The organism is Mycetocola sp. BIGb0189, assembly GCF_024810155.1.
GTDB classification, from domain to species: Bacteria; Actinomycetota; Actinomycetes; order Actinomycetales; family Microbacteriaceae; genus Mycetocola; species Mycetocola lacteus.
In genome coordinates, this window is the sequence record NZ_JANUED010000008.1 from 40,676 (window position 1) to 64,540 (window position 23,865).

19 protein-coding genes are annotated in these 23,865 nt (G+C 66.8%); 9 read left to right on the forward strand and 10 right to left on the reverse strand.

Annotated features, from left to right (window positions below; translation table 11 throughout):
- Positions 1-23: 23 nt before the first annotated feature.
- Entirely contained in the window at positions 24-1,181 is a 1,158-nt protein-coding gene (locus M2390_RS13050; RefSeq protein ID WP_259179374.1) for a sensor histidine kinase, read from the reverse strand.
- Positions 1,182-1,295: 114 nt separating this feature from the next.
- On the opposite strand from M2390_RS13050, the gene M2390_RS13055 reads away from it, so the two are divergent.
- The 3 genes from M2390_RS13055 to M2390_RS13065 all read left to right on the forward strand — a co-directional run bounded on the left by M2390_RS13055 (position 1,296) and on the right by M2390_RS13065 (position 3,954).
- The gene (locus M2390_RS13055; protein ID WP_259179376.1) at positions 1,296-1,796 is read left to right on the forward strand and encodes a hypothetical protein; all 501 of its coding nucleotides are present in this window, start codon (positions 1,296-1,298) and stop codon (positions 1,794-1,796) included.
- Between the two features lie 87 nt (positions 1,797-1,883).
- Positions 1,884-2,972, forward strand: coding sequence for a glycosyltransferase family 1 protein (locus M2390_RS13060; RefSeq protein WP_259179378.1), 1,089 nt, complete (start codon positions 1,884-1,886; stop codon positions 2,970-2,972).
- Positions 2,973-3,069: 97 nt separating this feature from the next.
- Positions 3,070-3,954 (forward strand): aldo/keto reductase, encoded by an 885-nt coding sequence (locus tag M2390_RS13065; protein WP_187977640.1) that lies wholly within the window; start codon positions 3,070-3,072, stop codon positions 3,952-3,954.
- Between the two features lie 59 nt (positions 3,955-4,013).
- Here the strand turns inward: M2390_RS13065 and M2390_RS13070 are convergent, their stop codons facing one another.
- From M2390_RS13070 to M2390_RS13085, 4 genes are all read right to left on the reverse strand, one after another.
- On the reverse strand, positions 4,014-5,045 hold the full coding sequence (locus M2390_RS13070) for an iron-siderophore ABC transporter substrate-binding protein (protein ID WP_259179384.1): 1,032 nt from the start codon (positions 5,043-5,045) through the stop codon (positions 4,014-4,016).
- 67 nt (positions 5,046-5,112) lie between these two features.
- On the reverse strand, positions 5,113-5,967 hold the full coding sequence (locus M2390_RS13075; RefSeq protein WP_259179388.1) for an ABC transporter ATP-binding protein: 855 nt from the start codon (positions 5,965-5,967) through the stop codon (positions 5,113-5,115).
- Between the two features lie 3 nt (positions 5,968-5,970).
- Positions 5,971-7,020, reverse strand: coding sequence for an iron chelate uptake ABC transporter family permease subunit (locus tag M2390_RS13080; protein ID WP_259179390.1), 1,050 nt, complete (start codon positions 7,018-7,020; stop codon positions 5,971-5,973).
- Between the two features lie 91 nt (positions 7,021-7,111).
- Positions 7,112-8,158: an iron ABC transporter permease gene (locus M2390_RS13085; protein WP_259179391.1), complete on the reverse strand. Its 1,047-nt coding sequence runs from the start codon at positions 8,156-8,158 to the stop codon at positions 7,112-7,114.
- An 81-nt stretch (positions 8,159-8,239) separates the two neighbouring features.
- Between M2390_RS13085 and M2390_RS13090 the strand changes: the two genes are divergently transcribed.
- Positions 8,240-8,401 (forward strand): hypothetical protein, encoded by a 162-nt coding sequence (locus M2390_RS13090; RefSeq protein ID WP_259179393.1) that lies wholly within the window; start codon positions 8,240-8,242, stop codon positions 8,399-8,401.
- Here the strand turns inward: M2390_RS13090 and M2390_RS13095 are convergent.
- The 4 genes from M2390_RS13095 to M2390_RS13110 all read right to left on the reverse strand — a co-directional run bounded on the left by M2390_RS13095 (position 8,398) and on the right by M2390_RS13110 (position 13,881).
- Positions 8,398-8,781, reverse strand: coding sequence for a hypothetical protein (locus M2390_RS13095; protein WP_259179395.1), 384 nt, complete (start codon positions 8,779-8,781; stop codon positions 8,398-8,400). The two genes, M2390_RS13090 and M2390_RS13095, sit on opposite strands and share 4 nt — an antisense overlap.
- Positions 8,774-9,622: a helix-turn-helix domain-containing protein gene (locus M2390_RS13100; RefSeq protein WP_259179398.1), complete on the reverse strand. Its 849-nt coding sequence runs from the start codon at positions 9,620-9,622 to the stop codon at positions 8,774-8,776. The genes M2390_RS13095 and M2390_RS13100 overlap by 8 nt, the downstream gene beginning before the upstream one ends.
- On the reverse strand, positions 9,619-12,519 hold the full coding sequence (locus tag M2390_RS13105) for a hypothetical protein (RefSeq protein ID WP_259179399.1): 2,901 nt from the start codon (positions 12,517-12,519) through the stop codon (positions 9,619-9,621). The genes M2390_RS13100 and M2390_RS13105 overlap by 4 nt, the downstream gene beginning before the upstream one ends.
- 120 nt (positions 12,520-12,639) lie before the next feature.
- Positions 12,640-13,881: an ROK family protein gene (locus tag M2390_RS13110; RefSeq protein WP_259179401.1), complete on the reverse strand. Its 1,242-nt coding sequence runs from the start codon at positions 13,879-13,881 to the stop codon at positions 12,640-12,642.
- A gap of 117 nt (positions 13,882-13,998) precedes the next feature.
- Here M2390_RS13110 and M2390_RS13115 point away from each other — a divergent pair, with 117 nt between their 5' ends.
- The 4 genes from M2390_RS13115 to M2390_RS13130 are packed head-to-tail and all read left to right on the forward strand — an operon-like array spanning position 13,999 to position 18,803.
- Entirely contained in the window at positions 13,999-15,300 is a 1,302-nt protein-coding gene (locus M2390_RS13115) for an ABC transporter substrate-binding protein (RefSeq protein ID WP_396823095.1), read from the forward strand.
- An 18-nt stretch (positions 15,301-15,318) separates the two neighbouring features.
- On the forward strand, positions 15,319-16,233 hold the full coding sequence (locus M2390_RS13120) for a carbohydrate ABC transporter permease (protein ID WP_259179402.1): 915 nt from the start codon (positions 15,319-15,321) through the stop codon (positions 16,231-16,233).
- Positions 16,233-17,093 carry a carbohydrate ABC transporter permease gene (locus M2390_RS13125; RefSeq protein ID WP_030148300.1) on the forward strand — a complete coding sequence of 287 codons (861 nt, stop codon included), beginning with the start codon at positions 16,233-16,235 and terminating at the stop codon, positions 17,091-17,093. Before M2390_RS13120 ends, M2390_RS13125 begins: the two co-directional genes overlap by 1 nt.
- Before the next feature lie 21 nt (positions 17,094-17,114).
- The gene (locus M2390_RS13130; RefSeq protein ID WP_259179406.1) at positions 17,115-18,803 is read left to right on the forward strand and encodes a glycoside hydrolase family 13 protein; all 1,689 of its coding nucleotides are present in this window, start codon (positions 17,115-17,117) and stop codon (positions 18,801-18,803) included.
- A 102-nt stretch (positions 18,804-18,905) separates the two neighbouring features.
- Here the strand turns inward: M2390_RS13130 and M2390_RS13135 are convergent, their stop codons facing one another.
- Positions 18,906-22,574 (reverse strand): hypothetical protein, encoded by a 3,669-nt coding sequence (locus M2390_RS13135; RefSeq protein WP_259179408.1) that lies wholly within the window; start codon positions 22,572-22,574, stop codon positions 18,906-18,908.
- A gap of 252 nt (positions 22,575-22,826) precedes the next feature.
- Here M2390_RS13135 and M2390_RS13140 point away from each other — a divergent pair, with 252 nt between their 5' ends.
- Entirely contained in the window at positions 22,827-23,849 is a 1,023-nt protein-coding gene (locus tag M2390_RS13140) for a LacI family DNA-binding transcriptional regulator (protein WP_259179409.1), read from the forward strand.
- Positions 23,850-23,865: the final 16 nt, after the last annotated feature.

A 23,865-nucleotide genomic window follows, 5' to 3' on the forward strand; every position in this document is an offset into this window, starting at 1 on the left:
GACCCCGGGAATCTCGGCCCGCATTAGCGATACTCGATTTCGCCGGTGACGACCCAGTCGCCCTCCACCTCACCCGCGCTCAGTGTCCCGCCCAGGGCGCTAAATCGCTCGCGCAGGCCGCCCAGACCGTGACCGCCCGAGGGGATTGCCGACCCGGCGGCACCGGCGACCGGGGCACCGGTGGAGATCCGCACCAGCGACCGGTGTGCCGAGGTTTCCACCCGCACTTTACTGGGCGCTCCGGGAGCATGCTTACGGGCGTTTGTCAGAGCCTCGGTCACGGCCGCCCGCAGCGCGTCGGTGACCGCCGCGGGCACGGTGTCCAGATCCCCCTCGGTTTCGATGGTGACCGCGTGACCCAGCGCATCCGCGTGCCGTTTCAGGGTGTCCAGGGCCTCGGCCAGCGAGCCGGATTCGCGCAGCGCGGCCACCGCCCGGCGCGCATCCTCCAGTCCCTCCTGGGCGAGGGTGCGTGCGCCGCGGATGCGCTCACGCAGCGCCGGATCGGCCGACTGGGCCTCGGCGATCACATCGATCGCATCCAGCTGCATGACCAGTCCGCCCAGCGAGTGCGCCAGCACATCGTGCAGGTCTCGGGCCAACCGGGTGCGCTCGGCGAGTGCCGCGGTTTCCGCGCGCTGCACGAGCAGTGCGCGGTCGGCCTCACGCTCGGTGGAGGCCATCCGGCGCATCAGCGAGACGCCCACCACCCCGACCAGGCTGATCAGCAGCGGCAGATCGTTGGGTTCAATCCCCGGAGCGAACAGGCGCGCAATGAGGTAGCCCGCGAGCCCAATCGCCCCGACCCAGAGTGTGCGCGGAATCGGAATCCAGGGCGATCCCAGCAGCACAAACACCGCCACCGGAACCACGATCGATGCGCCGCCCGAGCCCAGCCCGCCGGCGACCCCGCCGAGAATAACAATCAGTGACCACGCGCGGAAGAACTCGGTATCGCTCAGCCGAGGCCAGTAGAACGCGGCCAGACACCACAGCACGCAGGCGATCAGCGTGAGCACAATCGCGGTGGTTTTGGTGGCAAATGGCCCGGCCAAACCAAAGGTAGCGGCCACCGCGGCGACCACTCCGAAGAGGTGCACGATCATCCGTGCGAGGGTACGCCCGGGGCTCACCACACGGTCGGAGTGCCGGTGAGCGGGGGCGGGACTGGTCAGGCTCATGACTCAATCATGCGTGATTTACCCATCAAAGGAAGGCTTAGACCTTGATCTCCACCCGTTTCTCCACCCGGATGGTTGATCCGCCGGGGTGGGTGGCCCGAGCAGACTGAAGACATGGAAATTCTGATCAATGTTGTTATTAGCGTCGTCATCCTCGCCTGGCTGCTCATCAACCAGCTGCGGGTCAAGCCCCTCACCACCTCCCACAAGCTGTGGATCATCCTGGCGGCCATCGGTGTGGCTCGCGCCTACGGGTTTCTGGCTGATCACCCGCTGACCGTCTCCGATGTGATCCTGACCCTGGTCAGCATCGCGATCGGTGCCGGCATCGCCCTGTACCGTGCCCACACCGTGCGCCTGTGGTCGGACAACGGCACCGCGATGCGTCAGGGATCCTGGCTCACCGGCGTCCTGTGGATCGTGGGTATCGCCCAGCACCTCCTGGTTGACCTGTTCGTCGCCGAGGGCCTGGGTGTTGCCACCCTGACCTTCTACCTGGCCCTGATGCTCGCCGTACAGCGCTTCGCAATCAACAACCGTGCCGTCAAGATGGGCCTGATCAAGCCCGGTGAGGTCATCACCAGCCGGTCCACCCGCCCCGCCCGCGCACGCTAAACCCCAACAACATTTCCACACGCCCCCGGTCGCCCAGCGGCCGGGGGCTCTGGCATGTCTGCGGTGGTGCGCTGATAGGCTCGGGGGATGAAGATCCTGTTCGATGCACGCTACATCCGTACCGATTTTCACGACGGGATCAGCCGCTATTCGGCCAGCCTGGCGGCGGCGCTGTCCGAGCTCACCCCGGTGACCTTCCTGATCCATGATCCGGCGCAGCGCGACTCGCTGCCGGCGGACGCAGACACCCTGCTGATCCACGCGCCGACATCCTGGCGCGAGCCCTTCACCGCGCGCATCCTCAACCGTTACCGCCCCGACGTGGTGTTCTCGGCGATGCAGACCATCGGTGCCGCCGGGCGCAGGTTTGGCCTGGTGCTGACCCTGCACGACATGATCTACTACCGCCACCGCACCCCACCGAAAAACCTGGCGTGGCCCATTCGGCTCGGCTGGCGGGTGTTTCACCTGTCGTACCTGCCGCAGCGCATCACGCTGAATGCCGCCGATGTGGTGGCCACCGTGAGCGAGACCTCGAAGGCGGACTTTGAGCGGGTAAAGCTCACCCGTCGCCCGGTCGTGGTGATCCCCAATGCCCCGCAGCCACGCGGAGACGCGCCGCTCGCCGACACCTCCCGGGCACCGCGCAACCTCGTGTACATGGGCTCGTTTATGCCCTATAAAAACGTGGAAACCCTGATTCGGGCGATGGGCGATCTGCCCGAGCACACCCTGCACCTACTGAGCCGGATCACCCCCGAGCGTCGGGCCGAGCTGGAGGAGCTGATCCCCACCGGTGCCAGCGTGATCTTCCACAACGGGGTGACCGACGCCGAGTACGAGGCCATGCTGCAGAACCGGGCGATCCTGGTGACCGCCAGCAAGGATGAGGGCTACGGGCTTCCGGTGGCCGAGGCCCTGGAGCTCGGCGTGCCCGCGGTCATCAGCGATATGCCGATCTTCCGCGAGGTTGCCGGCGACGGTGCCCTCTACTTCGACGTCAACGCCCCCTCGCAGGCGGCCGCCCGCATCCTCGAACTCGACGATGATGCGCGCCGCGCCGAACTCGTGGCCGCCGGGACCGCACACATCAAGACCTTCAGCTGGGCGCGCTCGGCCCAGACGCTGCTCACCACGCTCGAGGCGATCCACGAACACCGCAGCACCCGGCCGTAACATGGCCCGCCACACCCTGGCAGCTTCGAGGCGACGGGCATAGGCTGAGGGATACGCCGCGCTTCGGCGACGTCACTCGGCTATTGGAGACTCCCCTATGACCCTTTCCATCCCGCAGATCCTGCTCAACTCCGGTCGTCAGATGCCCCAGCTGGGCCTCGGCGTCTGGCAGGCCACCGACGATGAGGCCGAGCGCGTGGTGCACTATGCCCTCGCCGAGGCCGGGTACACCCACATTGATACGGCCGCAGGCTACGAGAATGAGGCCGGTGTGGGGCGCGCGATCGCCCGCGCGGGCCTGGACCGGGACGACCTGTTTGTCACCACCAAGCTGCGCAACCAGGACCAGGGCTATCAGCAGACCCTCGACGCATTCTCGGTGAGCCTGGACAAGCTGGGCCTCGACTATGTCGACCTGTACCTGATCCACTGGCCGCTGCAGAACGACCAGCGCCGCATCGACACCTGGCGCGCGCTCGAGGAGATTCGCGACTCGGGCCGGGTGCGCTCGATCGGCGTCTCCAACTTTGAGCAGGTCCACCTCGACCAGCTGCGGGCGGCCGGGGCCAGCGTGCCCGCGGTCAACCAGATTGAGCTGCACCCCGGGTTCAACCAGGACGAGCTGCGCGAGCGTGCGCTAACCGACGGCACCGCGATCACCTCGTGGAGCCCGCTGGGTGGCACCTCGAACTCCGGCTGGGGTCCGGGCAGCAAGCCCAACACCGTGCTGACCGATCCGGTGATCGCCGAGATCGCCGCCGCCCACGGCCGCTCGGCCGCGCAGGTCATCATCCGCTGGCACCTGCAGAACGGTCTGATCGTGATCCCCAAGTCGCTCTCCGAGGCGCGGATTTCCGAGAACATTCAGGTGTTCGACTTCGAGCTGAGCGCCGAGGAGCTCGCGCGGATCACCAACCTTCCGCAGACCGGCCGGGTGGGTGCCGACCCGCTGGTGGCCAACTTCGGTGCCCCCGCCGAGTAGTCTCGGACACAATAAAGCCGGCCGGATCCTCGAGATCCGGCCGGCTTTGTTATGCGGGGTTACTTACCGAGCTTGGCGACCGAGTCGGCCAGCTGCGGGACAACCTCATCCAGGGTCAGTTCCAGCGCGCGGATGGTCCCGGCGCTGGAGCCGGCCATGACGATGCCCTCGGGGTCGGCGAAGATCGCGCGACCGTCCTTGACCATCGGCAGCGCCTGGATCAGCGCGTCATCCTTGATGGCCTGCAGCGGGTAACCGATCGTGGTGAGGACCGCGGTGTCCGCGTCCATCGCCGGGACCTGCTCAACCGAGACCGGGGCGTAGAAGCCCTGCGCGGGCAGCGCCTTGATGGTCGGGTTCAGCACAAACCCGAGGTCGCCGTACAGGTCGAAGCGGGCGTCGCCGGGCAGGCTGGCACCGTAGGCGTCACCAAACTTGGAGCCCGAGGTGAAGGTCTTTCCGGCAAACTCGGGGTGCTCGCTGCGGATGGTGGCAATCTTATCCTCGAGGCCCTTGATCAGGGTTTCGCCCTCCTTCTCCTTGCCCAGCACCTTGGCGATCATCCGGGTGTGATCGGTCCACTTGACCGCGTAGTCCGGGGTGCCCTTGACGGCGCTCACGGTCGGGGCGATCTCGTTGAGTCGCTGCCACACCTTCTCGTCCAGGGCCGCCCGCACGTTGAGGATCACGTCGGGGTTGAGGGACTGGATCTGCTCATAGTTGAGGGTTGCGTCGGTGCGCGGGATCAGCACCGGGGTGTCCTTCCCGAACTCGGCGGTGGCCCAGGGGCCCACCCCCTTGTTCTTCTCGCCGAAGGACTGCCAGTCGTAGATTGCCACCGGCTTCACCCCGAGCGAGAGTGCCACCTCGCCGTCGGACCAGCCCAGCGCCACGACGCGCAACTGCTTGCCGTCCTTGGGCTTGGGGATATCGATCTTGCCAAAGTTGGTGTCCACCGAGGCGAGGAGGTCGCCGGAGGCGGGTTTGTCACCCACGTTTTCGCCGGTGGCACACGCGGTCAGCGCGAGCCCGGCCACGGTGAGCGCCGCCAGGGCGGTCAGGGTGCGACGCACCAGGGAGGTACGGGACATGATTCCTCTTTCTCTCGGGAATGGTTCGGACGGGAAAGGCTAGGGGTGAGCGCGGATTGGGCGCGGATCAGATGTGTTCGGGTTCGGGAACGGAGGTGCCGGTTCCGGTGCCGGTGCCTGCGGAGGAGGCGACCGCCCCCTGCGCACGCGGCACGATCAGCGGGGTTCCGGTTTCAGGGTCGGGGATGATGCGGGCACGCACCCCGAAGACCCGCTCGACGGTGTCCTCGGTCAGGACCACGGCCGGGGCGCCCTCGGCGACGATGGTGCCCGCGTGCAGCGCAATCAGGTGGGTCGCATAGCGGGCGGCCTGGTTGAGGTCGTGCAGTACGGCAACCAGGGTGCGGCCGTCGCGGTGCAGTCGGGCGCACAGTTCCAGGACCTCGATCTGGTGGGCCAGGTCCAGGAAAGTCGTGGGCTCATCCAGCAGCACAATCGGGGTGTCCTGGGCGAGGACCATCGCGATCCAGACGCGCTGGCGCTGCCCGCCGGAGAGCCGGTCCACGGTGGCTGAGGCGAGGTCGGTCAGCCCGGTGTCCTCCAGCGCACGGGCAACCTTTGCCTCATCCTCGGCGGACCACTGTCTGAAGACACCCTGGTGCGGATGTCGTCCGCGTGACACCAGATCGATCACGGTGATCGCCTCGGGGGCCACCGAGGACTGCGGCAGCAGTCCCACCCGGCGCGCCAGCTCCTTTGTCCGCAACGCCTTGATATCCGCGCCGTCCAGCAGCACCCGGCCGGACTCGACCGGGAGGATCCGGGCGAGTGACTTCAGCAGCGTGGACTTGCCACACGCATTGGGTCCCACGATCACCGTGAACGATCCCGGCGGGATGGTGACGCTGAGCTCGGGCAGGATCGGACTCTGGCCGTAGCCAACCTGCAGGGAGACCGCTTCGAGGGTGGATTCGGGTGCCATAGGTTAGGCCTTTCGCAGACGGGAGATCAGCATCCAGACGAGGTATCCGCCGCCGAGCACCACGGTGACCACGCCGACCGGGAGCTGGACCGGGGCGAGCAGGGTGCGGGCGACCAGGTCGCTGATCACGAGCAGGGCGGCCCCGAGGAACGCGGTGGGCAGCAGCGGGATTCCGGGGCCGCGGCAAAGTCGCAGCGCGATCTGCGGGGCGACCAGCGCGACAAACGCGATCGGTCCGGCCACCGCGGTGACGGCGGCGGTCAGCACCACGCCGAGCCCGAGCAGCGCAACCCGGAGGAGTTTGAGGTTCACGCCGCGTCCCGAGGCCGTCTCCACGCCGAGACCCAGCATGCACGCCTGACGCCAGAGCGCGAGCAGCAGCGGGAGGCAGATCAGGGTGATTAGGATGGTGGGGGTCAGATCGATCCAGCGGATCGTATTGAGCGAGCCCGCACCCCACACCTGGGCGGTGATCGCGGCCTCGAGTTTGACCGTGATCATCAGGTAGGAGTTGATCGCCCCGAGCATCGCGCTGACACCGATGCCGATCACGATCAGTCGGTATCCGTGCAGGCCGTGGCGCAGCGCCAGCAGGTAGACCAGTGCGCCGGTTGCAGTGCCACCGATCAGCGCGCCCACAGTGGTTCCGGTGGAACCGCCGCCGACCACGAGCATCGAGAGCAGCGCGCCGGTGTACGCCCCGGTGTTGAAGCCGATGATGTCGGGGCTGCCGAGCGGGTTGCCGGTGAGGGTTTGGAACACCGCGCCGCTCATCGCCAGGGCGATGCCCCCGAAGAGTGCCATCAGCACGCGCGGGAGGCGCCAGTCCAGCACGATCCGGGTGGTTCCGGGATCGGCGTGGCCGGTGAGCGCCGCCCAGACATCGCCGAGGGACAGCGGCAGATCGCCGATGGTGAGCGAGTAGCCGGCCACGCCGAGGGCGATGATCAGGCAGGCGAGGCCGACCCAGAATGAACGACGGTGGATGCGCAGGCTCAGACCGCGCACGCGGACAACGCGCTCGCCCGAGGCGCGCAGGGTAGGGGCATTCACAGTCCCTTCGCCTCCTTTCGGCGCACGACCCGGATCAGGATCGGGGGGCCGGTGCGTGACGAACACAGTGCGGTGACGATCAGTGCCAAGCTCACAGTCCCTTCGCCTCCTTTCGGCGCACGAGCCAGATCAGGATCGGGGCTCCGAGGAACGCGGTGACGATCCCCACCGGCAGCTCCGACTGCACCAGCACACGGCCGATCATGTCGGCGCTGAGGAAGATGATGGGCGCGCCGATCATGCTCAGCGGAATAACCCAGCGCTGGTCCGGCCCCACCAGCGAGCGCACCGCGTGCGGGGCCATCAGCCCGAGGAAGCCGATTGGGCCAACCGCGGCGGTGGATGCCCCACAGAGCACGGTGATCACGACGATCGAGACGGCGCGCAGCAGCGCGACCCGGGTTCCCAGCGAGCGGGCAACCTCATCGCCGAGGGCGAGCGCGTTCAGCGAGGAGGACAGGGTGAGCGCGATCAGGAGTCCCAGAATCAAGAACGGCGCGACAGCGATCACCGTGTCCATCTGGCGGCCCTGCAGAGATCCGGCGGCCCAGAAGCGCAGCTTGTCGAATGCCTCGGGGGTAAGCAGGGTGATCGCGGAGCTAATGCCGGTGAAGATCGCACCGAGCGCAACACCGGTGAGGACGAGTTGGACCGGGCTGGCGCCGTGGCGTCCGGCGGTCCCGATCAGATACACCGCAACGCTGGTGACCAGTGCGCCGCCGAGCGCCCACCACACCTGGCCGAGCGTGCCGCCGGCGCCGAAGAACGCGGCACCGATGACCACACACAGGTAGGACCCGGCGTTGACCCCGAGGATGCCGGGGTCGGCGAGCGGGTTGCGGGTGATCGCCTGGATCAGCGCGCCGCTGGCACCGAGTCCGGCCCCGACGATCAGCGCCAGGATGGTGCGGGGAACGCGATAGTCGCGCACGATGATTCCGGTCGCATCAACCTGTCCCCCGGTGAGCGCGGCCCAGGTCTGCGCGACGCTGAGCCGCCCCGAGCCGACAAAAAGGCTCAGCGCCGCCAGCAGCACCAGGATGATGATTCCAAGAATCAGGATGAGGGTACGCGAGCGTGCCGATCTGAGGGTGCCGTGCGCGCTTTTCGCGGCACGGGGCACCGGAAGTGCGCTCATGCGGGGATCTCTTGTCTTTCGATGACCGGGCGTGAATTCAGCCCAGCCTTACCTAACTTCAAGGCTATAGGCGGTCAATTCATGACGCAATCACCAAAGACTGACACCGGATCCGGCAGTTCGGACACCGGCGGCGGGCCGAGACTATTCCGCTCGGCGCGGCAGCGTTTCGGACAACCCGATCGACGGATGGAAACCCGCGAGGTGGCCGGACGCCTGGTCCTCAGCACCCGCCCGCGCTAATTATCCGCAGCCGAGGGGTGGGCTGCGCGGGCTTTTTCGATCCGCTCGCGCAGCACTTCCGGATCCCCCACCGACAGGAACAGGTGGGTGGATCCCTCCTGAGCGGGGGCGAGGGTGATCGCCAGCAGCGGTCCCCCGGCGCGATAGTTCCAGAAATTCACGGCCCCCTCGGCATAGTAGGTTCCGGAAATCTTGAATCCGAGATCCGCACCGAGCGTGCGCAACCCGCGCGCCACGCCCTTCTTGGGCACCACTCGCACCTCTCGGATCGCGGCCAGCGGCACCGCGAGTTCGCGGCGGAAGCACCAGAAACGGTCCAGGCCGCGGGGCCGCACACGCAGCAGGTCGCCGTCGATGATCAGAGTGTTGCGGTTACTCATTCGCGATTCCGTTCCGGGCGGGCCGGGCACCGCGATAGCGCCCCGGGGTGGTGCCCATGATTCGATCAAAGACCGCGATAAACGAGCTGGCGTTGTGATAGCCCACACTCGCCGCCGCATCGGCCACACTGACTCCGTCGCTCAGCGGGCCGAGCGCCGCGTGCACCCGGGCCTGCTGCCGCCAGGATCCGAAGGTCTGATCCAGCTCGGATTCGAAGGCGCGGGCGAGGGTGCGGGCGCTGCATCCCAGGGAGAGCGCCCAGTCCTCGATGCCGCGCGGATCGGCGGGATCGGCAAGCAGAGCCTCGGCGATCGGGCGCAGACGCTCATCCTCGGGCATCGGCAGGTTCAGCGGGATCGCGGTGGGCGCGAGCAGGTCAAATACCAACCCCTCGGCACGCTCACGCTGTGCCAAACCGAGGTCCTCCTGAGACAGGTGCACCAGGAGTTCGTGCAGCAGCGGGGTGATCTCCACACACACCGGAACCTGCGGATTGAACGTGCTGATTTCCGGGTTAAAGAAGCTCGCCTGGAACTCCGCTCCCCCGCTGACCCGGCCGTGGTGCTCGATCCCCGCGGGAATCCAGATCCCGATGTTGCGGGGCAGCGTATAGCGCTCCCGACCGATCCCGGTGGTCATCACCCCCGAGCGCACCCACAGCAACTCGTGGATCGGATGTGTGTGCGGCTCCCACTCGATCGGATACGGCGTGACCTCCGCCTGCCCGGCGATACTAAAGTCGATCTCCTCGGGCCGGGCCTGCGGGGGCGTGGGCCGAACCACTGCATCGCGAGAACGCCTGGGCGAACGGGCCGATCCGGGGTTCGCGCGCGTGCTCATGCCCCCATGCTAGTAGGCGTATGACGGCGCCGACGCAAGAGGGTGCCAACCATCAGTCCCGCGCCCACCAGGGCAAGCCCCAGCAGTGCGGCGAATCCGGGGGAAGTGCCGGTCCCCGGGAGCGCAGCCGGGTCGGGGGCAGCCCCCGAGAGGGGCGACGCCGTCGGGTCACCCGGCTGCGCGGGTGTGGGGGCGAGGCTCGGCTCAGGGCTCTGGCTCGAGGTTGGGCTCGGCTCGGGGCTCGGCTCGGGCGAGGGCGTCGGTTCGGGCGTCGGCTCGATGATCACCGGGGCCTCCACTGCGAATGCCGCGGCGAAGATGCCCACCTCTGTGCGCACCTCCACGCGGTGGGTGCCCAGGGACAGATCGGCGGGGATGGGGAAGGTCAGGGTGCCGATGCCGTCCTCATCCACGTGCACGGTGCCCAGTTTGCGGGCGTCGCTGAACAGCACCGCGGCGGCGGCCGAGTTCGCGGGCAGGCCGCTCAACCGGAGGGTCTGCTGATCCCCCGGGTGCAGGCGCGGAGTCCCGATCCCCACGGTGATCCCGGTGTCCTCGGGCACGGGCTGGCCGGGGTCGGCAAAGCTCAGCAGCGAGAGTTCGGTGTGCGCGGGGGCGACGTTTTCGGATCCGAGATACCGTACCGAGACGGGCAGGATGCCCTCGGGAAGGTCCGCCGGCAGGTCCACCGTCACACGTCCGTTTTCGAGGATGCCGGTCAGCACAAAGGGGTCTCGGTCGGCGGAGGAATCGTCCGGGACGCCCGCCGGCTCGGCAGCAGCCCTGTCAGCGGCGGACGGTGCCTGCGTGCCAGGCTCCTCGGACGTCGGCACTCCCACCCGCACCTCGATCGCGCCCTCTACCGGCTCGGCCGCCACACCGTCGAGTCCCACGTCCACGCGCAGCGATCCCACCGAATCCAGCTCGCCGGATGGCTCAAACACCGCGTGTGGTAGCGCGATCCCCGGGTGCACGGTCAGGGTCAGCGGCTCGCTGGCCGAGCGGGTGAACCGCGCATCCGCGGCGCTGATGACCCGCAGCGTATGCTCGCCCACGCTCAGATTCTCGGGTACGGCAATCTCGCTGGATACCTCGGTGCCGCCCGCATCGGTCTGGTTCCAGGTCGGTCCGGCAACGCCGTCGATTTCCAGGGTGTGGGTACGGTGCTCGCGCTGGAACAGGCTGGTTTCGCGCGTGATGACGCTCGCCGATCCACCGCCGTAGCGCAGTTCACCCGTAACCCGCGGGGTGAGCGTCACGGGAATCGGGCTAACCGAAACCGTGGTGGAGAGGCTGACCGCGGCATTGCGTCCATCCTCGGGCATCAGCAGCTCGACCCCGAAGTCCCCGGTGACACCCGCGGGCAGCGGGATCATCACGCCCCCGGCAATCACATAGATACTGCCCGAGTAGGGGACCCCGATGGGCGGCGTAACCGTATAGCTCAGGCGACCGGCGGGACCGGCCCCCGGATCACGCACGTCACGAACCTGCACGCGGAACGCGTTGGCCTGGTCTAGTTTCTGGGAGGCCGGGTCCACCGAGAGCGCCAGCGGACGCGGCAGCACGTTGAGAATCTGCGGGGCACTCAGCGCCTCCGTGTGCAGGCGATCTCCGGCATAGCGCGCGACCACCCGATGAGCGCCGGGCTTGGTGACCTCGAAGCCGTATACCGCGCTTCCCCCATCCGTGATCTTCTGCGCCGGCACCGTGCGCACCCGGCCGTCGGGTTCGGTGATGTCGAGGAACACGTTGCCCTCGCCTCCGGCGAGCGTGGCGCTCAGGGTCGCGGTCTCGCTCGCGAACGTATCGCGGCCACCGCCCAGGGTCAGCGTGGTGGGGATCTTCGCCACGGTGAACGCAACGGGTGCGATCGGACTCTCGTTTTTCAGCTTCGGATCGGAGAAGGAGAGTCTCAGCGTGTAGTTTCCCGGTTCTAGGCCCGGGGGCATCGGCACGTAGAACTCGGTATTGTCCATGACCGGATCGCGGAAGGAGGTCCCCCAGACGTTACCGCGCTCATTCAGCGCGTCGATTCGCATGGGTGCCTCGACGCCGTTGATCCGCAGCCTCGCCATCGCATCGGCACCGTACACATAGTTCGGCACCTGGATCGGGGTGATCGCGATTGGCGGCGCATAAATCAGGGTGCGGTTTAGCACGCTCGCCCCCTGGACGCCGTCGGTCCGCGGGAACTGCACCGAGACCTCGTAGCGCCCCACCGGCAGCTCGCCCAGGTCCTCAAAGGAGAACTGTGTCTTCTGCGCGGCGGTCACCTGGATCTGCCGCGGCGATCCGGGAACAAGCGTCGTGGTGGCGTCGCTCCCCACGCCACCGGTCGTCTTGAGGAGCGAGACGGTGATGCTGCGATCCCCCACCGGGACGCGCGCGGTCTCCACCGTTGCGGAGATCGGGGTGCCCAGCGGATGGTTCGCCGCGAGCCCGGTGAGCGTGAGGTCGATCGTGGATCCGACCACCCGGAAGTCGCGATTCGGCGGGGTGAAGCTCGCGACGATCCCCTCATCCGGGCTGCTCACGCGCCAGCGCAGCTGGTAGGGACCATACGGCAGGTTCGGGGGCAGGTTCAGGCTCAGTGCCCGGTCGCCGCGCACCGGTGTGGACCACTTTCGCACGCTCTCGCCGCTGCCCCAGAGGTCAACCTCCAGGCTGAAATCGGCATCCGCCAGCGCATCGGGAACGCCGGTGAGGCGCACGGTAATGTCCGGATTCTCTCCATAGGGGAAGCTCACGGGCAGGGCATCGACCACGAGCGTGGGTGCGGCCGCGACGGCCGCGGCCGGGGCTGCCGCGGCGCTCGGTGCAGCCAGGGAGCCGAGGGCCACGGTCCCGCCCAAAAGCAGGGTCAACGACAGCACAAACGCGAGCGGGTTTTTCACGAAACTCCTGAAGCAGCCTCAACTCCGTACCGAGGCGCGGAGCGGTCATGGGTCTCGGCGGGTATTCCGAGGTGGGCATCCCCAGATTAGTGGCCCGGTCAGGCTATTTCATAACTATTGCTATCTATTAGTGGCGGCGGCCTCCGTCGCGGCGGGAATCCGCTCGACTGCGGGAACCACCGCGAGCACCCCGGCGCGCGCCGAACGCAGTGCGCCCGATACCGCCCCGAGCACGACCACGTCGGCGCCGAGGTCCGAGGCCGCGAGCTCCGGGGCGGGAAGATCCAGCTGATCGGCCAGGGATTCCCGGGCGATCACCAGGACCGGTTCGATCACATCGGCGATGGCCCCCGAGACGATGATCAGCGCCGGATTGAACAGACTTCCCAGCACCGCGGCAACCCGGGCCAGCAGGTGTCCGGCGCGCACCACGATCGCCTGCGACCAGGCATCTCCGTCCTCCGCCTGATCCAGCACCGCTCGGGCGCTGAGAGCGGGGAGTCCGGCGCGCACCAGCGGGTGATCGGCGGGCAGCCGGTCCCACCCCTCCTCGGCCCACTCGAGAATCCGAGAGCCCACGCCGTAGGCACCACCCACCTCGGGCACATGGTCAAACGCCACGGTTTCCCCCACGCCCCCGTGCGCCCCGCGCAGCAGGTGCCCGGCGAGGACAACACCCGAACCCAGGCGGTCGCCGGCCAGCAGGGTGATGTAGTCATCGGCCTCCTGCGCCCCACCGATTCCCCCCTCGGCGAGCGCGGCGAGGGACGCATCGTTTTCCACCCGGACGATCGGTGCCCACTCCCCCAGCAGCTCGGGCAGGTCGGGGTTCATCCGCTGCCAGAATCCCTCGCGGTGCTTCGGCGAGCGCCCCAGCGCATCCACCGGGGCGGGAACCCCGGCACAGATCGAGAGGATGTCGGCACGATCGCGCTCAGCCTGGGCCAGGGTGTCCGCAATGGCCGTGTTGATCTCGGCGCGACGCTCGGCGGCGCTCTCGTGGCTCGGATCGAGACGTCGAGTGGTCTGGGCAAGCAGAATCCCGCGCAGATTGGTCGCGCGCACGGTGAGGTGGGAGCGGCCGGCGTCCACCCCGATCAGGACGCTGCGGTCGGCATAGAACGCAAACCTGCGCGAGGGACGCCCCTTGCGATACTCCCCGGCGACCCGGGCGTTATCCAGCTCGCACAGCAGCCCGCGTTCGATCAGCAGCTCGATCACCTCGATCGAGGTCGACCGGGTCAGCCCGGTGGCCTCCACGGCGTCGGTCGCGGTGAAGATGTCGGCGTCCCAGGCGTATTCCAGGACGGCTTGGAGGCTCGCTCGCTGCTGCGTTGCGGCGGGAGCTGGGGATCTCGTCACGATGCTTGACCTTTCGATATTCCCCCTATTATGCTCTACCTCAAGTTGATTTGGTTCCTAAATTTATTCAGTGGATCAACATCGTTCCCGCTCCCGGGAACTCGGAAGGACAATGACGTGCCTCTCTTTACTCCCCGAAATACGCGAAGTTCGCGCACCCCGCGAGGGTCTCGGCGACGACGCCGACTCCTCACCGGCGCGCTCGCACTGGCGGTGGCCGCCGGCGTGCTCAGCGGATGCGCCCCGCAGGGCCCCGAAAACGTTCGCTTCTACCTCTCCAAGCCCGAGGCGATCCCCTACTTCCGCGAGCTGGTGAAAACCTATAACGCCGAGCAGAACAAGATTCACGTGACGCTCGACACCGCGGCTAATCTGCAAGCCGGCTTCCTGCGCGGCAATCCGCCGGACCTCGGACTCCTGAACTACAACATGGAGATGTCGCGGTTCATGGAGCGCGGGGCACTGAGCGATCTCGGGGACATGCCCGAGGCCTCACGCATCCTGCCCGATGTGCAAAAGCTCGTGGATCAGTACGCCACCTATCAGGGCCGCACGAGTGTGCTCCCCTACTCGGTCATGGCGGCCTCGGTCATCTACAACAAGCAGATCTTCGCCGAGCAGGGCATCGCGGTCCCGCAGACCTGGGAGGAATTCCAGGCGGCCTGTGAGAAGCTCACCGCCGCCGGGATCACCCCGATCTACGGCACGTTCAAGGACCCCTGGACCGTGGCCCAGGGGTGGTTCGACTATGCGGTGGGCGGCATGGTCAACGTGGCCGACTTCTACGCCGGGCTGAACAGGGAGGGCACCGATGTGGGACCGCACTCGGCGGTCTCGTTCCAGAAGACCCTGCTGGAACCCACCCAGCGGATGCAGGAAATCGCCCAGAAGTACACCAATAAGGACGCGGCGGCCAAGGGTTACGGTGACGGCAACCTCGCCTTCGCCCAGGGCAAGGCGGCGATGTACTTCCAGGGGCCGTGGGCGCTCGGCGAAATCGCCAAGACCGCCCCCGATCTCCAGCTGGGGACGTTCCCGCTGCCGATGACCGATAATCCCCAGGACCTGAAGGTGCGGGTCAACATCGACCTCGCCGCTTGGATCCCCGAGGCGTCCACGCATCAAAAGGCTGCCCGTGAGTTCCTCAGCTATCTGTTCCAGCCGAGTGTGATCGACGACTATAACGCCAAGTTCCTCGGCTACGGCACCACCACCGATGCGGCCCCGGTCACCGATCCCCGCATCGTGGGCATGCGCGAGTACTACGACCGTGCGGCCTTCTACCAGGGGGCGTCCAAGGCGATCCCGCTGACGATCCCCACCGAAAACTACGTGCAGGGGATCGTGCTGGGTGCCGATCCGAAGAGCACCCTGGCCACCCTCGACGCAGACTGGGCCCGGCTGGCCCTGCGCCGCTAGGGACAAGGAGACAACATCATGGCAACAACGACGTTGATCAACACCGGCGCCCCGGTGCCCCGGCCCCCGCGCTCACGCCGTCGGGTCGAGGGCGTCTACTATCTGTTCCTGGTTCCCACGCTGGTCCTCTTCAGCCTGGCAATCACCCTCCCGGCAATCATCGGCATCGTCTCCAGCTTCACCAACTCGATCGGGTTTGGTGACTGGAAGTTCATCGGCTTCACCAACTATGTGGCCGCCTTCGGTGACCCGGCGATCCTGCAGAGCTACCTCTTCACCTTCGGCTTTGCGCTGGTCACGGTGATCCTGGTCAACGCGCTGGCGTTCCTACTCGCGGTGGGGCTGACCGGGAAGATCCGGCTGAAGACCACGCTGCGCACCGTGTTTGTGGTGCCGATGGTCATCTCGGGCATCATCATCGCGTTTGTGTTCAACTTCCTATTCTCCAACGCACTGCCCGCGCTGGGTTCGGCGCTGGGCATCGACGTGCTCTCCACGAGCCTGCTCGCCAGCCCCGATCTCGCCTGGATCGCCATCGTGATCGTCACGGCCTGGCAGGCTATCCCCGGCACCCTGCTGATCTACATCGCCGGGCTGCTGGCCATCCCCACCGAGGTCTATGAGGCCGCGGACCTGGACGGTGCCGGCCGCTGGCAGCAGCTGCGGCGGATCACCCTGCCGCTGGTGGCTGGATATGTGGTCATCAACGTGATCCTCGGCTTCAAGAACTTCCTTAACGCCTACGACATCATCTTCGGTCTGACCGGGGGCGGCCCGGGCACCTCGACCCGCTCGATCGCGATGACCATCGTCACCGGCTTCACCGGCGGCGACTACGCCTACCAGATGGCCAACGCGACGATCTTCTTTGTCATCGTCATCCTCATTTCGCTGATCCAACTGCGGATCACCCGGGGAAGGAACACCTTCTAATGACCACCCTGACCCCGCGTCGATCCGGCAGGATCGGCACCGAACGCCCGCGCTGGTCCACCACGATCATCCTGCTGCTGTGTGCGGTGACCGTGATCATCCCGCTCTATGTCACCATCGTCACCGCCTTCAAAACCACCAGCCAGGCGGTGGATGGCAACGTGTTCTCGCTGCCGGCACCGTGGAGCGTGGACGGATTTGTTCAGGCGTGGAACCTCACCAACGTGCCCCAGGCGTTTGCGGTCTCGGTATTTGTGACCGCGCTCACCGTGGCCGGAACGATCCTGCTGGCGGCGTTTGCCTCCTTCGCGATCGCCCGCAACTGGGACCGTAAGTTCTTCCGCTGGTCCTTCTTCTACCTGCTGGCGGCGATGTTTCTGCCCTTCCCGGTGCTCGCGCTGCCGCAGATCCAGCTGACCGGATTTGCCGGACTGGATAACCCGGTGGGGGTCGCGATCCTGCACATCATGTTCCAGCTGAGCTTCAGCGTGCTGCTGTTCACCGCGTTTCTGCGCTCGATTCCGATTGAACTCGAGGAGAGCGCCCGGATCGACGGTGCCTCCACCTCCCAGGTGTTCTGGAAGCTGATCTTCCCGCTGCTAGCCCCGATGAGCGCAACCGTGGGCATCTTCGCGTTCCTCGCCTCGTGGAATGACTTCATGATGCCCTCGCTGATCACCTCGGATCCGGCGATGCAGACCCTCCCGGTGGTCCAGTCGATCTTCCAAACCCAGTTCAGCAACAACTACAACGTGTCCTTTGCCTCCTACCTGATGGCCATGGCCCCGGCGATCATCGTCTACCTCTTCACTCAGCGCTGGGTGATGGCGGGCGTGACCCAGGGCGCGGTCAAGGGCTAACCGTTCAACCGAAAGGAAACCGTGTCTACTCCGACCGAAACCGTATTTGACCGCACCGGCGAGGCCGCACCGTGGTGGCGTCAGGCCGCGGTGTACCAGATCTATCCGCGCAGCTTCGCCGATTCCAACGGCGATGGACTCGGGGACATCCCCGGGATCACCTCGCGCGCCGACTATCTGGCCAAGCTCGGGATCGACGCCGTGTGGCTGAGCCCCTTCTACCCCTCGGCTCTTGCCGACGGGGGCTATGACGTGGCCGACTACCGCAACGTGGATCCGCGCCTGGGCACCCTGGATGACTTCGATGCGATGGTTACGGCCCTACACGCACGCGGCATCCACGTTGTGGTGGACATCGTCCCCAACCACACCTCCGACCAGCACGTCTGGTTCCAGGAGGCGCTCGCGGCCGGACGCGGATCCGCCGCCCGCGAGCGCTATATCTTCCGCGAGGGCACCGGCGAGAATGGCGACCAGCCGCCCGCGGACTGGGTGTCGGTCTTCGGCGGCCCCTCCTGGGAGCGCGTCGCGGACGGTCAGTGGTACTTCCACCACTTCGCCACCGAGCAGCCCGACCTCAACTGGCGCCACCCCGAGGTGCGCGCGGACTTTGTGAAGACCCTGCGATTCTGGTCGGACCGGGGCGTGGACGGCTTCCGGATCGATGTCGCCCACATGCTCACCAAGGACCTCTCCGACCCGCTGCCCAGCCAGGCCGAGCTCGATGCGCTGCCCCAGGATGGTAACCACCCGATCATCGACCGTGACGACGTGCACGAGGTCTATGCCGAATGGCGCGAGGTGTTCAACTCGTACGATCCGCCGCGCACCGCGGTGGCCGAGGCCTGGGTGCACCCCTCGCGGGTGCCGCTGTACGCGAGCCCGAAGTCCCTCGGTCAGGCGTTCAACTTCGATCTGCTGGAGGCCGACTTTGATGCCGAGGAGTTCCGTCGGATCGTGACCGACAACCTGGCCATTTCGGCCACGTCGGGGTCCTCGACCACCTGGGTGTTCTCCAACCACGACGTGGTACGTCACGCCACCCGCTACGGCTTGCCCCGTACCGAGCGTGGTGCGGATGGACGACCGCTGCACAAGCACGGATCGCAGTGGCTGCTCAGCGGCGGCACCGACCCGGTGGTCGACACCGCGGGCGGGCTGCGGCGAGCGCGGGCGGCGAGCCTCTTCCTGCTGGCGCTGCCCGGGTCCGCCTACATGTATCAGGGTGAGGAACTGGGGCTGCCAGAGGTTGCGGACATCCCGGCCGCCGATCGTCAGGACCCTACCTTCTTCCGCACTCAGGGGGCCGAAATCGGGCGCGACGGCTGCCGGGTTCCGCTTCCCTGGACCGAGTCCGGTCCGTCCTTCGGGTTCGGTGAGGCAGGCGCACACCTGCCCCAGCCCGCGTGGTTTGGCGAGTATGCGGTCTCCCGCGAGTCCGCCGATCCGCACTCGACCCTGAGCCTGTACCGCCGCGCCCTGGCTCTGCGTCACGAGCTGCAGACCGCGGAGGAACTGGAGTGGTTGGAGACCGGACGCGCAGACGTACTGGAATTTGTGCGTCCCAACGGCTGGCGTGTGATCACCAACTTCGGTACCGAGCCCTACCCGCTGGGACCGGATACGGTCGCACTTTCGAGCTCTGACCCGGTGGATACCGCCCTGACCGAGGTGCCCGCCGAGACGACCGTGTGGATCGCCGCCCGCTAGTACCCCACGCAAAAACCCGCGGTGTCTCATTCGAGACACCGCGGGTTTTATGTGTGAGACCGGTGCCGGTGCGGTGCCCGTGCACCACACCGGTATCAGTCCCTAGGCGCTGCGACGACGGCGCAGCACGCCGATCCCCAGGAGGAGCAACAGGACCGCGAGGCCGCCGGCGATGAGCGGGTTCACGCCGGTGTGCGCGAGCCCACCGTCGGCACCATGCTGGCCGACCCCTTGCGCGCCGCCCGTCGGTGAGGCAGAGACGCTCGGACCGGCGGTCGCGCTCGGCTCGGCGGAGGTGCTCGGGCCCGCCGTGTTTCCCGGCCCCTCGGCCACCACCAGGTCGGCCCGCGCCTCGAGTGTGCCATCGGAAACCACCAGCGTATGCGCCCCCGCGGGAGTATCTCCGGGGATCGTCACCGTGGTGTCAAAGGCACCCGCCTCGTCGGCGGTGACCGTCCCGACCTCAACTGGATCCGAGTGCAGCGTCAGGGTAAGCGCGGCCCCGGCACCGAATCCCGCACCGCTTACGGCAATTTTCGCGCCGGGCACGATTCGGTCGGCCCGAATGGTGACGCTCGGCGTTCCGGGCGCGACGGAACACGTGGCCAGCCCCACCGTCTTCCCGGTGGGGGCCGGAATCACCGGGCAGATGCTCGGGTCCGCAACCGCCGGGCCGGACACGTGAATGTCCTCTCCGACGATGGCCGCGTCAAATCGCTTGCCCATCCAGCTCACCCCCGAGACGCCACCGGCACTGTGTCCCAGTCGCACAAACGAGGGATCTCCCAGATCGGTGCGCACACCATTGGCGAGGAACACGTTGTCGATCAGGTTGGAGATGCCAAACAGGGAGGGTCGCACGCCGCGCGCACCCACCGGCTTACCGATTGCGCCGGTTTCATAGTAAACCTCGGCAAACAGTCCCGAGCTGGTCATATCGCGAGTCAGCGAGTGGATGATCACCTCGGCCTCGTCCGCCTCCCGCGGCGCTCCCCCATCCAGCAGGCCGTAGACCATCAGCTGGGCATCCGGAGCCTTGATGGCAAACTTGCCCAGTCCCGCCAGCTGCTTATTCTCGCTGAAGTCATCTTCGAAGCGTTCGCGAACCTTGGCCCGATACTCGGGGGCGAGGTCCTCCATCACCAGCGCGGTGGTGGTGTAGAACGACCATCCCGGATCCACCCACTGTCCGTGTTCGTTGCGGTACGGTCCGCCCTCGCCCTGGTCCGCCTGCGGAGGCCCGGACCGGGTGGGATCGAGGTAAACCTTCTGCACGGTGGCCCAGGTCTTACCGTTTTTATCGGCCGTGGTGGGGAAGAACCACTCCTCATAATTGCGGGTGAGTTCCGGCCGCCACGCGTTCCAGGTGTCGGCATCGGCCGTGTGACCAAGCTCGGTGGCGATCTGCGCGGCAAAGCGCAGATCGAAGATGAGCGAGGCCACAAACTCGCTGTCGCGCTCGTCCAGATAGTTGTGCCCGTGCAGCACCCAGCGCATGTTGTTTTTCTCCCAGGCCAGGTGGATCTTCAGCGCCTGATAGATGCTCTCAAGCTTGTCCCTGTCGCCGGTGGCCTGGTAGAGGATCCAGGCCGTCTGCGCCTTGCGCGAGGGCAGGGATTCACCGCCCAGCTCGCCGTACTCGTAGGCATCGGGAGAGACCTGATCGTTGACCAGTGCCATCATGCCCTGGAAGGAGGCCCAGGCGTTTTCGGGGTCGGTCTGCACCAGCTGCTGCATACCCAACAGCGAGTCCCAGCTCGCCACGTTGCGGGTGCCCGGGGTTCCATTCATCCACATCGAGGGTTTGCCGGTCCCCAGCTGAGCAAAATGATTGCCGGTTTCGGGAGTTGCCGGCAGGATATTCATCTCCAGGCCGGCCCACGCCTGCAGGTAGAAGTGACGCACCTGCTCGGGCGTGATTCCGCCGGTGGCCACGCGTTCGATTCCAAAGTTGCCCACCATCGGTACGCGGGCTAGATAGTCGTTCCAGAACGCCGACCAGTGGGTGTGGGCCGATTCAACGGTGTCGTCGCTGATTGCCGCCACCGCCGCGGCGGAAGCCACTGCCGGTGCCGGGTGCTGTGCGTCGCGGATCGCCCAGCTGGCACCGATCGAGTAGCTGCCCGACTCGGGCAGGGTCGCACCCCAGTAGCGTGAACCCGCATCGGGGGTTTCGGTCCCCTGGCGGCCAAAACGCAGGGCCGATTCGGACTCGAAGAACCGAACCTCCGCGGCGGCGGGGAAGGCGATGGCGACGCTCGCATCCTTACCCTCCACGCTCAGCACTCGGCGGCCGGCATCGTAGACTCCGGTCCCCGAGATGGCACCGGCAACCACCGGCTGCGCCCCGGGGACGCTGCCGGTGACGGTCCGGGTGAACGCGTCGATACTGGCGGAGTCAAAGCGGTCACGGATGCGAATCTCGCCGCCGAACCCGGTGTATTTCGCCGCGTATCCGAGCTCGGTTGGGTCCCAGGATGGGTTCGCGCTGCGTGCGGTCTTGAGGAGTGCCGAGCCCGGGTGGATACTCAGCCGTTCAAACGTGGTGTGGGTGCCGGCAGTGCCACGGCCCACCTGAAAGAGCTTGACGTAGAAATCGGTGTTTCCGCTCCAGCCGGTAACCCCGGCCAAGTCATATGACAGCTCGCCGGAGGCAGTGGAATCCGGCTGGAGGGTGATGTCGTCCCCGGTGAGGGAGCGGTTCACCTTGAGGGCCCAGGCACCGGAATCGGCGGCAACCTTGAGAGTGAGAATCGGGTTCTCGGTGACGTTGATCGACACCGATCGGGCACGATATCCCCAGTCTTTCCCGGGCAGGGCCAGGGTGGCCCCGCGCGCCCCGGCGCTCAGCGTGGTACCGGCGCTGCTGTGTGACCAGGCCGCCACCGACCCGGCATCAAACGGGTCTGTGAGACCGCCGGGCTCTCCGGGGGTGGAACCAGCTTCGGTCACGATCTCGGCCGCGCCAAACACCGTGGTCGCCGGGGCACCGGGGCCACCGACGGCAAAGAACTTGAGGGTAAAGGTCGTGACTCCACGCCAGCCGGTTGCGGTGGTCAGATCGAAGCTCTGGGTCCCCGGAGTCGTGATGTCATCGGCGTGCAATTTGATATCGTCCCCGCCGGGTGCGGCGACCTTCACCGCCCACTTTCCTCCGGTCTCGGGCACGCTCACGGTGAGGTGTGACTGCTCACGCAGATCAATCGTCACGCGCTGTTCCAGGTCGCCCCAGTAGCCACCGCTGGCCGCGGTGGTGAGTGCAACCGCGCCACCAGGACGGTCCTCGGCGGTGAGTCGTTTGAGGACCCAGGGGCCGGCGGGAGCCGTCACGCTGGAAAAGTCGGCGTGATATCCGGTAGGGATCTCGGGTTCGGTGCCCGGCTCGGGCTGGGCATCCGGCCCGGGCTTGAGGAACGTCTGCATCAGCCGGTCCGACCGCACCGCGGTGTCGTGGGCGTAGAACCCGGTGGAGAGCGGGAGGTCCACGCCGGAGTTTTGTTCCAGCTCGCTACCATTGCCGTCGAAGTTGTAGGGGTTCAAAACCACCCGGGACTGGGGAACCGAGAGCCAGCGCTGCTGGGTGGGTGAACTATCGGCCAGCTCATCGAGGGTGGGTGCGGCATTGGGCGAGGTTCCGGGAACCGCCGCGGCGACGGGACTGGTCGGCGGACCGGGGACTGCGACGGCGGGCATGCCGGGCAGTGCGAGGGCGCTGGCGACCAGGGTCAGGCCGAGGGTGGCCGCCCCCAATCGCACGGGGATGCTCTTCATTGGGCTCCTTCACGGGCACGACGCTACGGTGCGCCGGGCGAGTCGATTCGTGGTTCGAACACTGCGACGCGTGATCAGACGCGTCACCGAAACGTTTCGGTAAACGGACGATAGCAGGACGATCGACCGGAAACAAGGAATTTGCCCGACTTCCCTCCCGGAGACCGCGATCTCCCCCGGCGGGGCCTCACAATGGTTTAGAGTCAAAACCGTCGGCATCACGGCGGATGCGCGATACGAAGGAGGACTCGGATGACGCGTCGGGTCACGATCAACGATGTGGCCGCCCAGGCAGGAGTCGCGATCAGCTCGGTTTCCAGCGCGCTCAATGGCCGCCCCGGAGTCTCCGATGCCACGCGAGAGAAGATCCTTGCGGCGGCCGATGATCTGGGCTTTGTCCCCTCGGTACGCGGACGCAGTCTTGCCGGAAAAAAGACATTCTCGGTCGGCCTGGTGGTCCACCGCGACCCCGACGTCCTGGAGCTCGATCCGTTCTTCGGCGGGTTTATTGGCGGCATCGAGTCCTATATCGACGCGCGCGGTTTCGCACTCGTATTGCAGACCAGTCCGGGGGCCAACGAGGTTCTCGAACGCTATCGTCGACTGGCGGCCGGCCGCCGCGTGGATGGGGTATTCCTCAATGAGCTCGAGGTGGATGATGCCCGCGTCCCCGCGGTCCAGGACCTCGGCTTGCCCGCCGTGAGTATCGGCGCCGATGAGGATTTCCCCCTCCCCAGCGTGCGCCAGGATCACCGGCCCGGCATCGACGCCCTGGTTGAACACCTCGCCCGATTGGGGCACACCCATTTTGCCTTCGTGGGGGGCCCGCCGCGTTTTGTGCACTCCCGCCAGCGCGAACGAGCCTGGCGAGACAGTCTGGGTGCGCGGGGCATCGAGGCCGGTCCGGTCGCCGACGGAGGCTTCACCTACGAGGGCGGTATCGAGGCCGCCAAGATCCTGCTAGCCAACCGCGTGCGCCCCACCGCGGTGATCTGCGCAAACGACCTCAGCGCGATGGGATTCATCGCCCAGGCTCAGCACCTAGGCTTCGATGTCCCCGGAGATCTTTCGGTGGCAGGCTATGACGGAATCCAGCTGGGGGCCTATCTTCGCCCGACGCTGACCACGATTCAAACCTCGCCCAACCAGATTGGTTTTGAAGCGGCCCGCCTTCTCCTGCAGGCAATAGACGGCGAACCCACCGTCGATGTGAACGTTCCCGCGGCCGAACTGGTGATCCGGAATTCCACCGGCCCGGTTCCCCCATCCGCATAATTTCCTCCTTGCGCCG

What these genes read in the sequence shown, in the direction of transcription:
- M2390_RS13050 (WP_259179374.1), bottom strand. Translation starts at nt 1,181, where the DNA reads ATGAGCCTGACCAGTCCCGCCCCCGCTCACCGGCACTCCGACCGTGTG.
- M2390_RS13055 (WP_259179376.1), top strand. Translation starts at nt 1,296, where the DNA reads ATGGAAATTCTGATCAATGTTGTTATTAGCGTCGTCATCCTCGCCTGG.
- M2390_RS13060 (WP_259179378.1), top strand. Translation starts at nt 1,884, where the DNA reads ATGAAGATCCTGTTCGATGCACGCTACATCCGTACCGATTTTCACGAC.
- M2390_RS13065 (WP_187977640.1), top strand. Translation starts at nt 3,070, where the DNA reads ATGACCCTTTCCATCCCGCAGATCCTGCTCAACTCCGGTCGTCAGATG.
- M2390_RS13070 (WP_259179384.1), bottom strand. Translation starts at nt 5,045, where the DNA reads ATGTCCCGTACCTCCCTGGTGCGTCGCACCCTGACCGCCCTGGCGGCG.
- M2390_RS13075 (WP_259179388.1), bottom strand. Translation starts at nt 5,967, where the DNA reads ATGGCACCCGAATCCACCCTCGAAGCGGTCTCCCTGCAGGTTGGCTAC.
- M2390_RS13085 (WP_259179391.1), bottom strand. Translation starts at nt 8,158, where the DNA reads ATGAGCGCACTTCCGGTGCCCCGTGCCGCGAAAAGCGCGCACGGCACC.
- M2390_RS13090 (WP_259179393.1), top strand. Translation starts at nt 8,240, where the DNA reads ATGACGCAATCACCAAAGACTGACACCGGATCCGGCAGTTCGGACACC.
- M2390_RS13095 (WP_259179395.1), bottom strand. Translation starts at nt 8,781, where the DNA reads ATGAGTAACCGCAACACTCTGATCATCGACGGCGACCTGCTGCGTGTG.
- M2390_RS13100 (WP_259179398.1), bottom strand. Translation starts at nt 9,622, where the DNA reads ATGAGCACGCGCGCGAACCCCGGATCGGCCCGTTCGCCCAGGCGTTCT.
- M2390_RS13120 (WP_259179402.1), top strand. Translation starts at nt 15,319, where the DNA reads ATGGCAACAACGACGTTGATCAACACCGGCGCCCCGGTGCCCCGGCCC.
- M2390_RS13125 (WP_030148300.1), top strand. Translation starts at nt 16,233, where the DNA reads ATGACCACCCTGACCCCGCGTCGATCCGGCAGGATCGGCACCGAACGC.
- M2390_RS13135 (WP_259179408.1), bottom strand. Translation starts at nt 22,574, where the DNA reads ATGAAGAGCATCCCCGTGCGATTGGGGGCGGCCACCCTCGGCCTGACC.
- M2390_RS13140 (WP_259179409.1), top strand. Translation starts at nt 22,827, where the DNA reads ATGACGCGTCGGGTCACGATCAACGATGTGGCCGCCCAGGCAGGAGTC.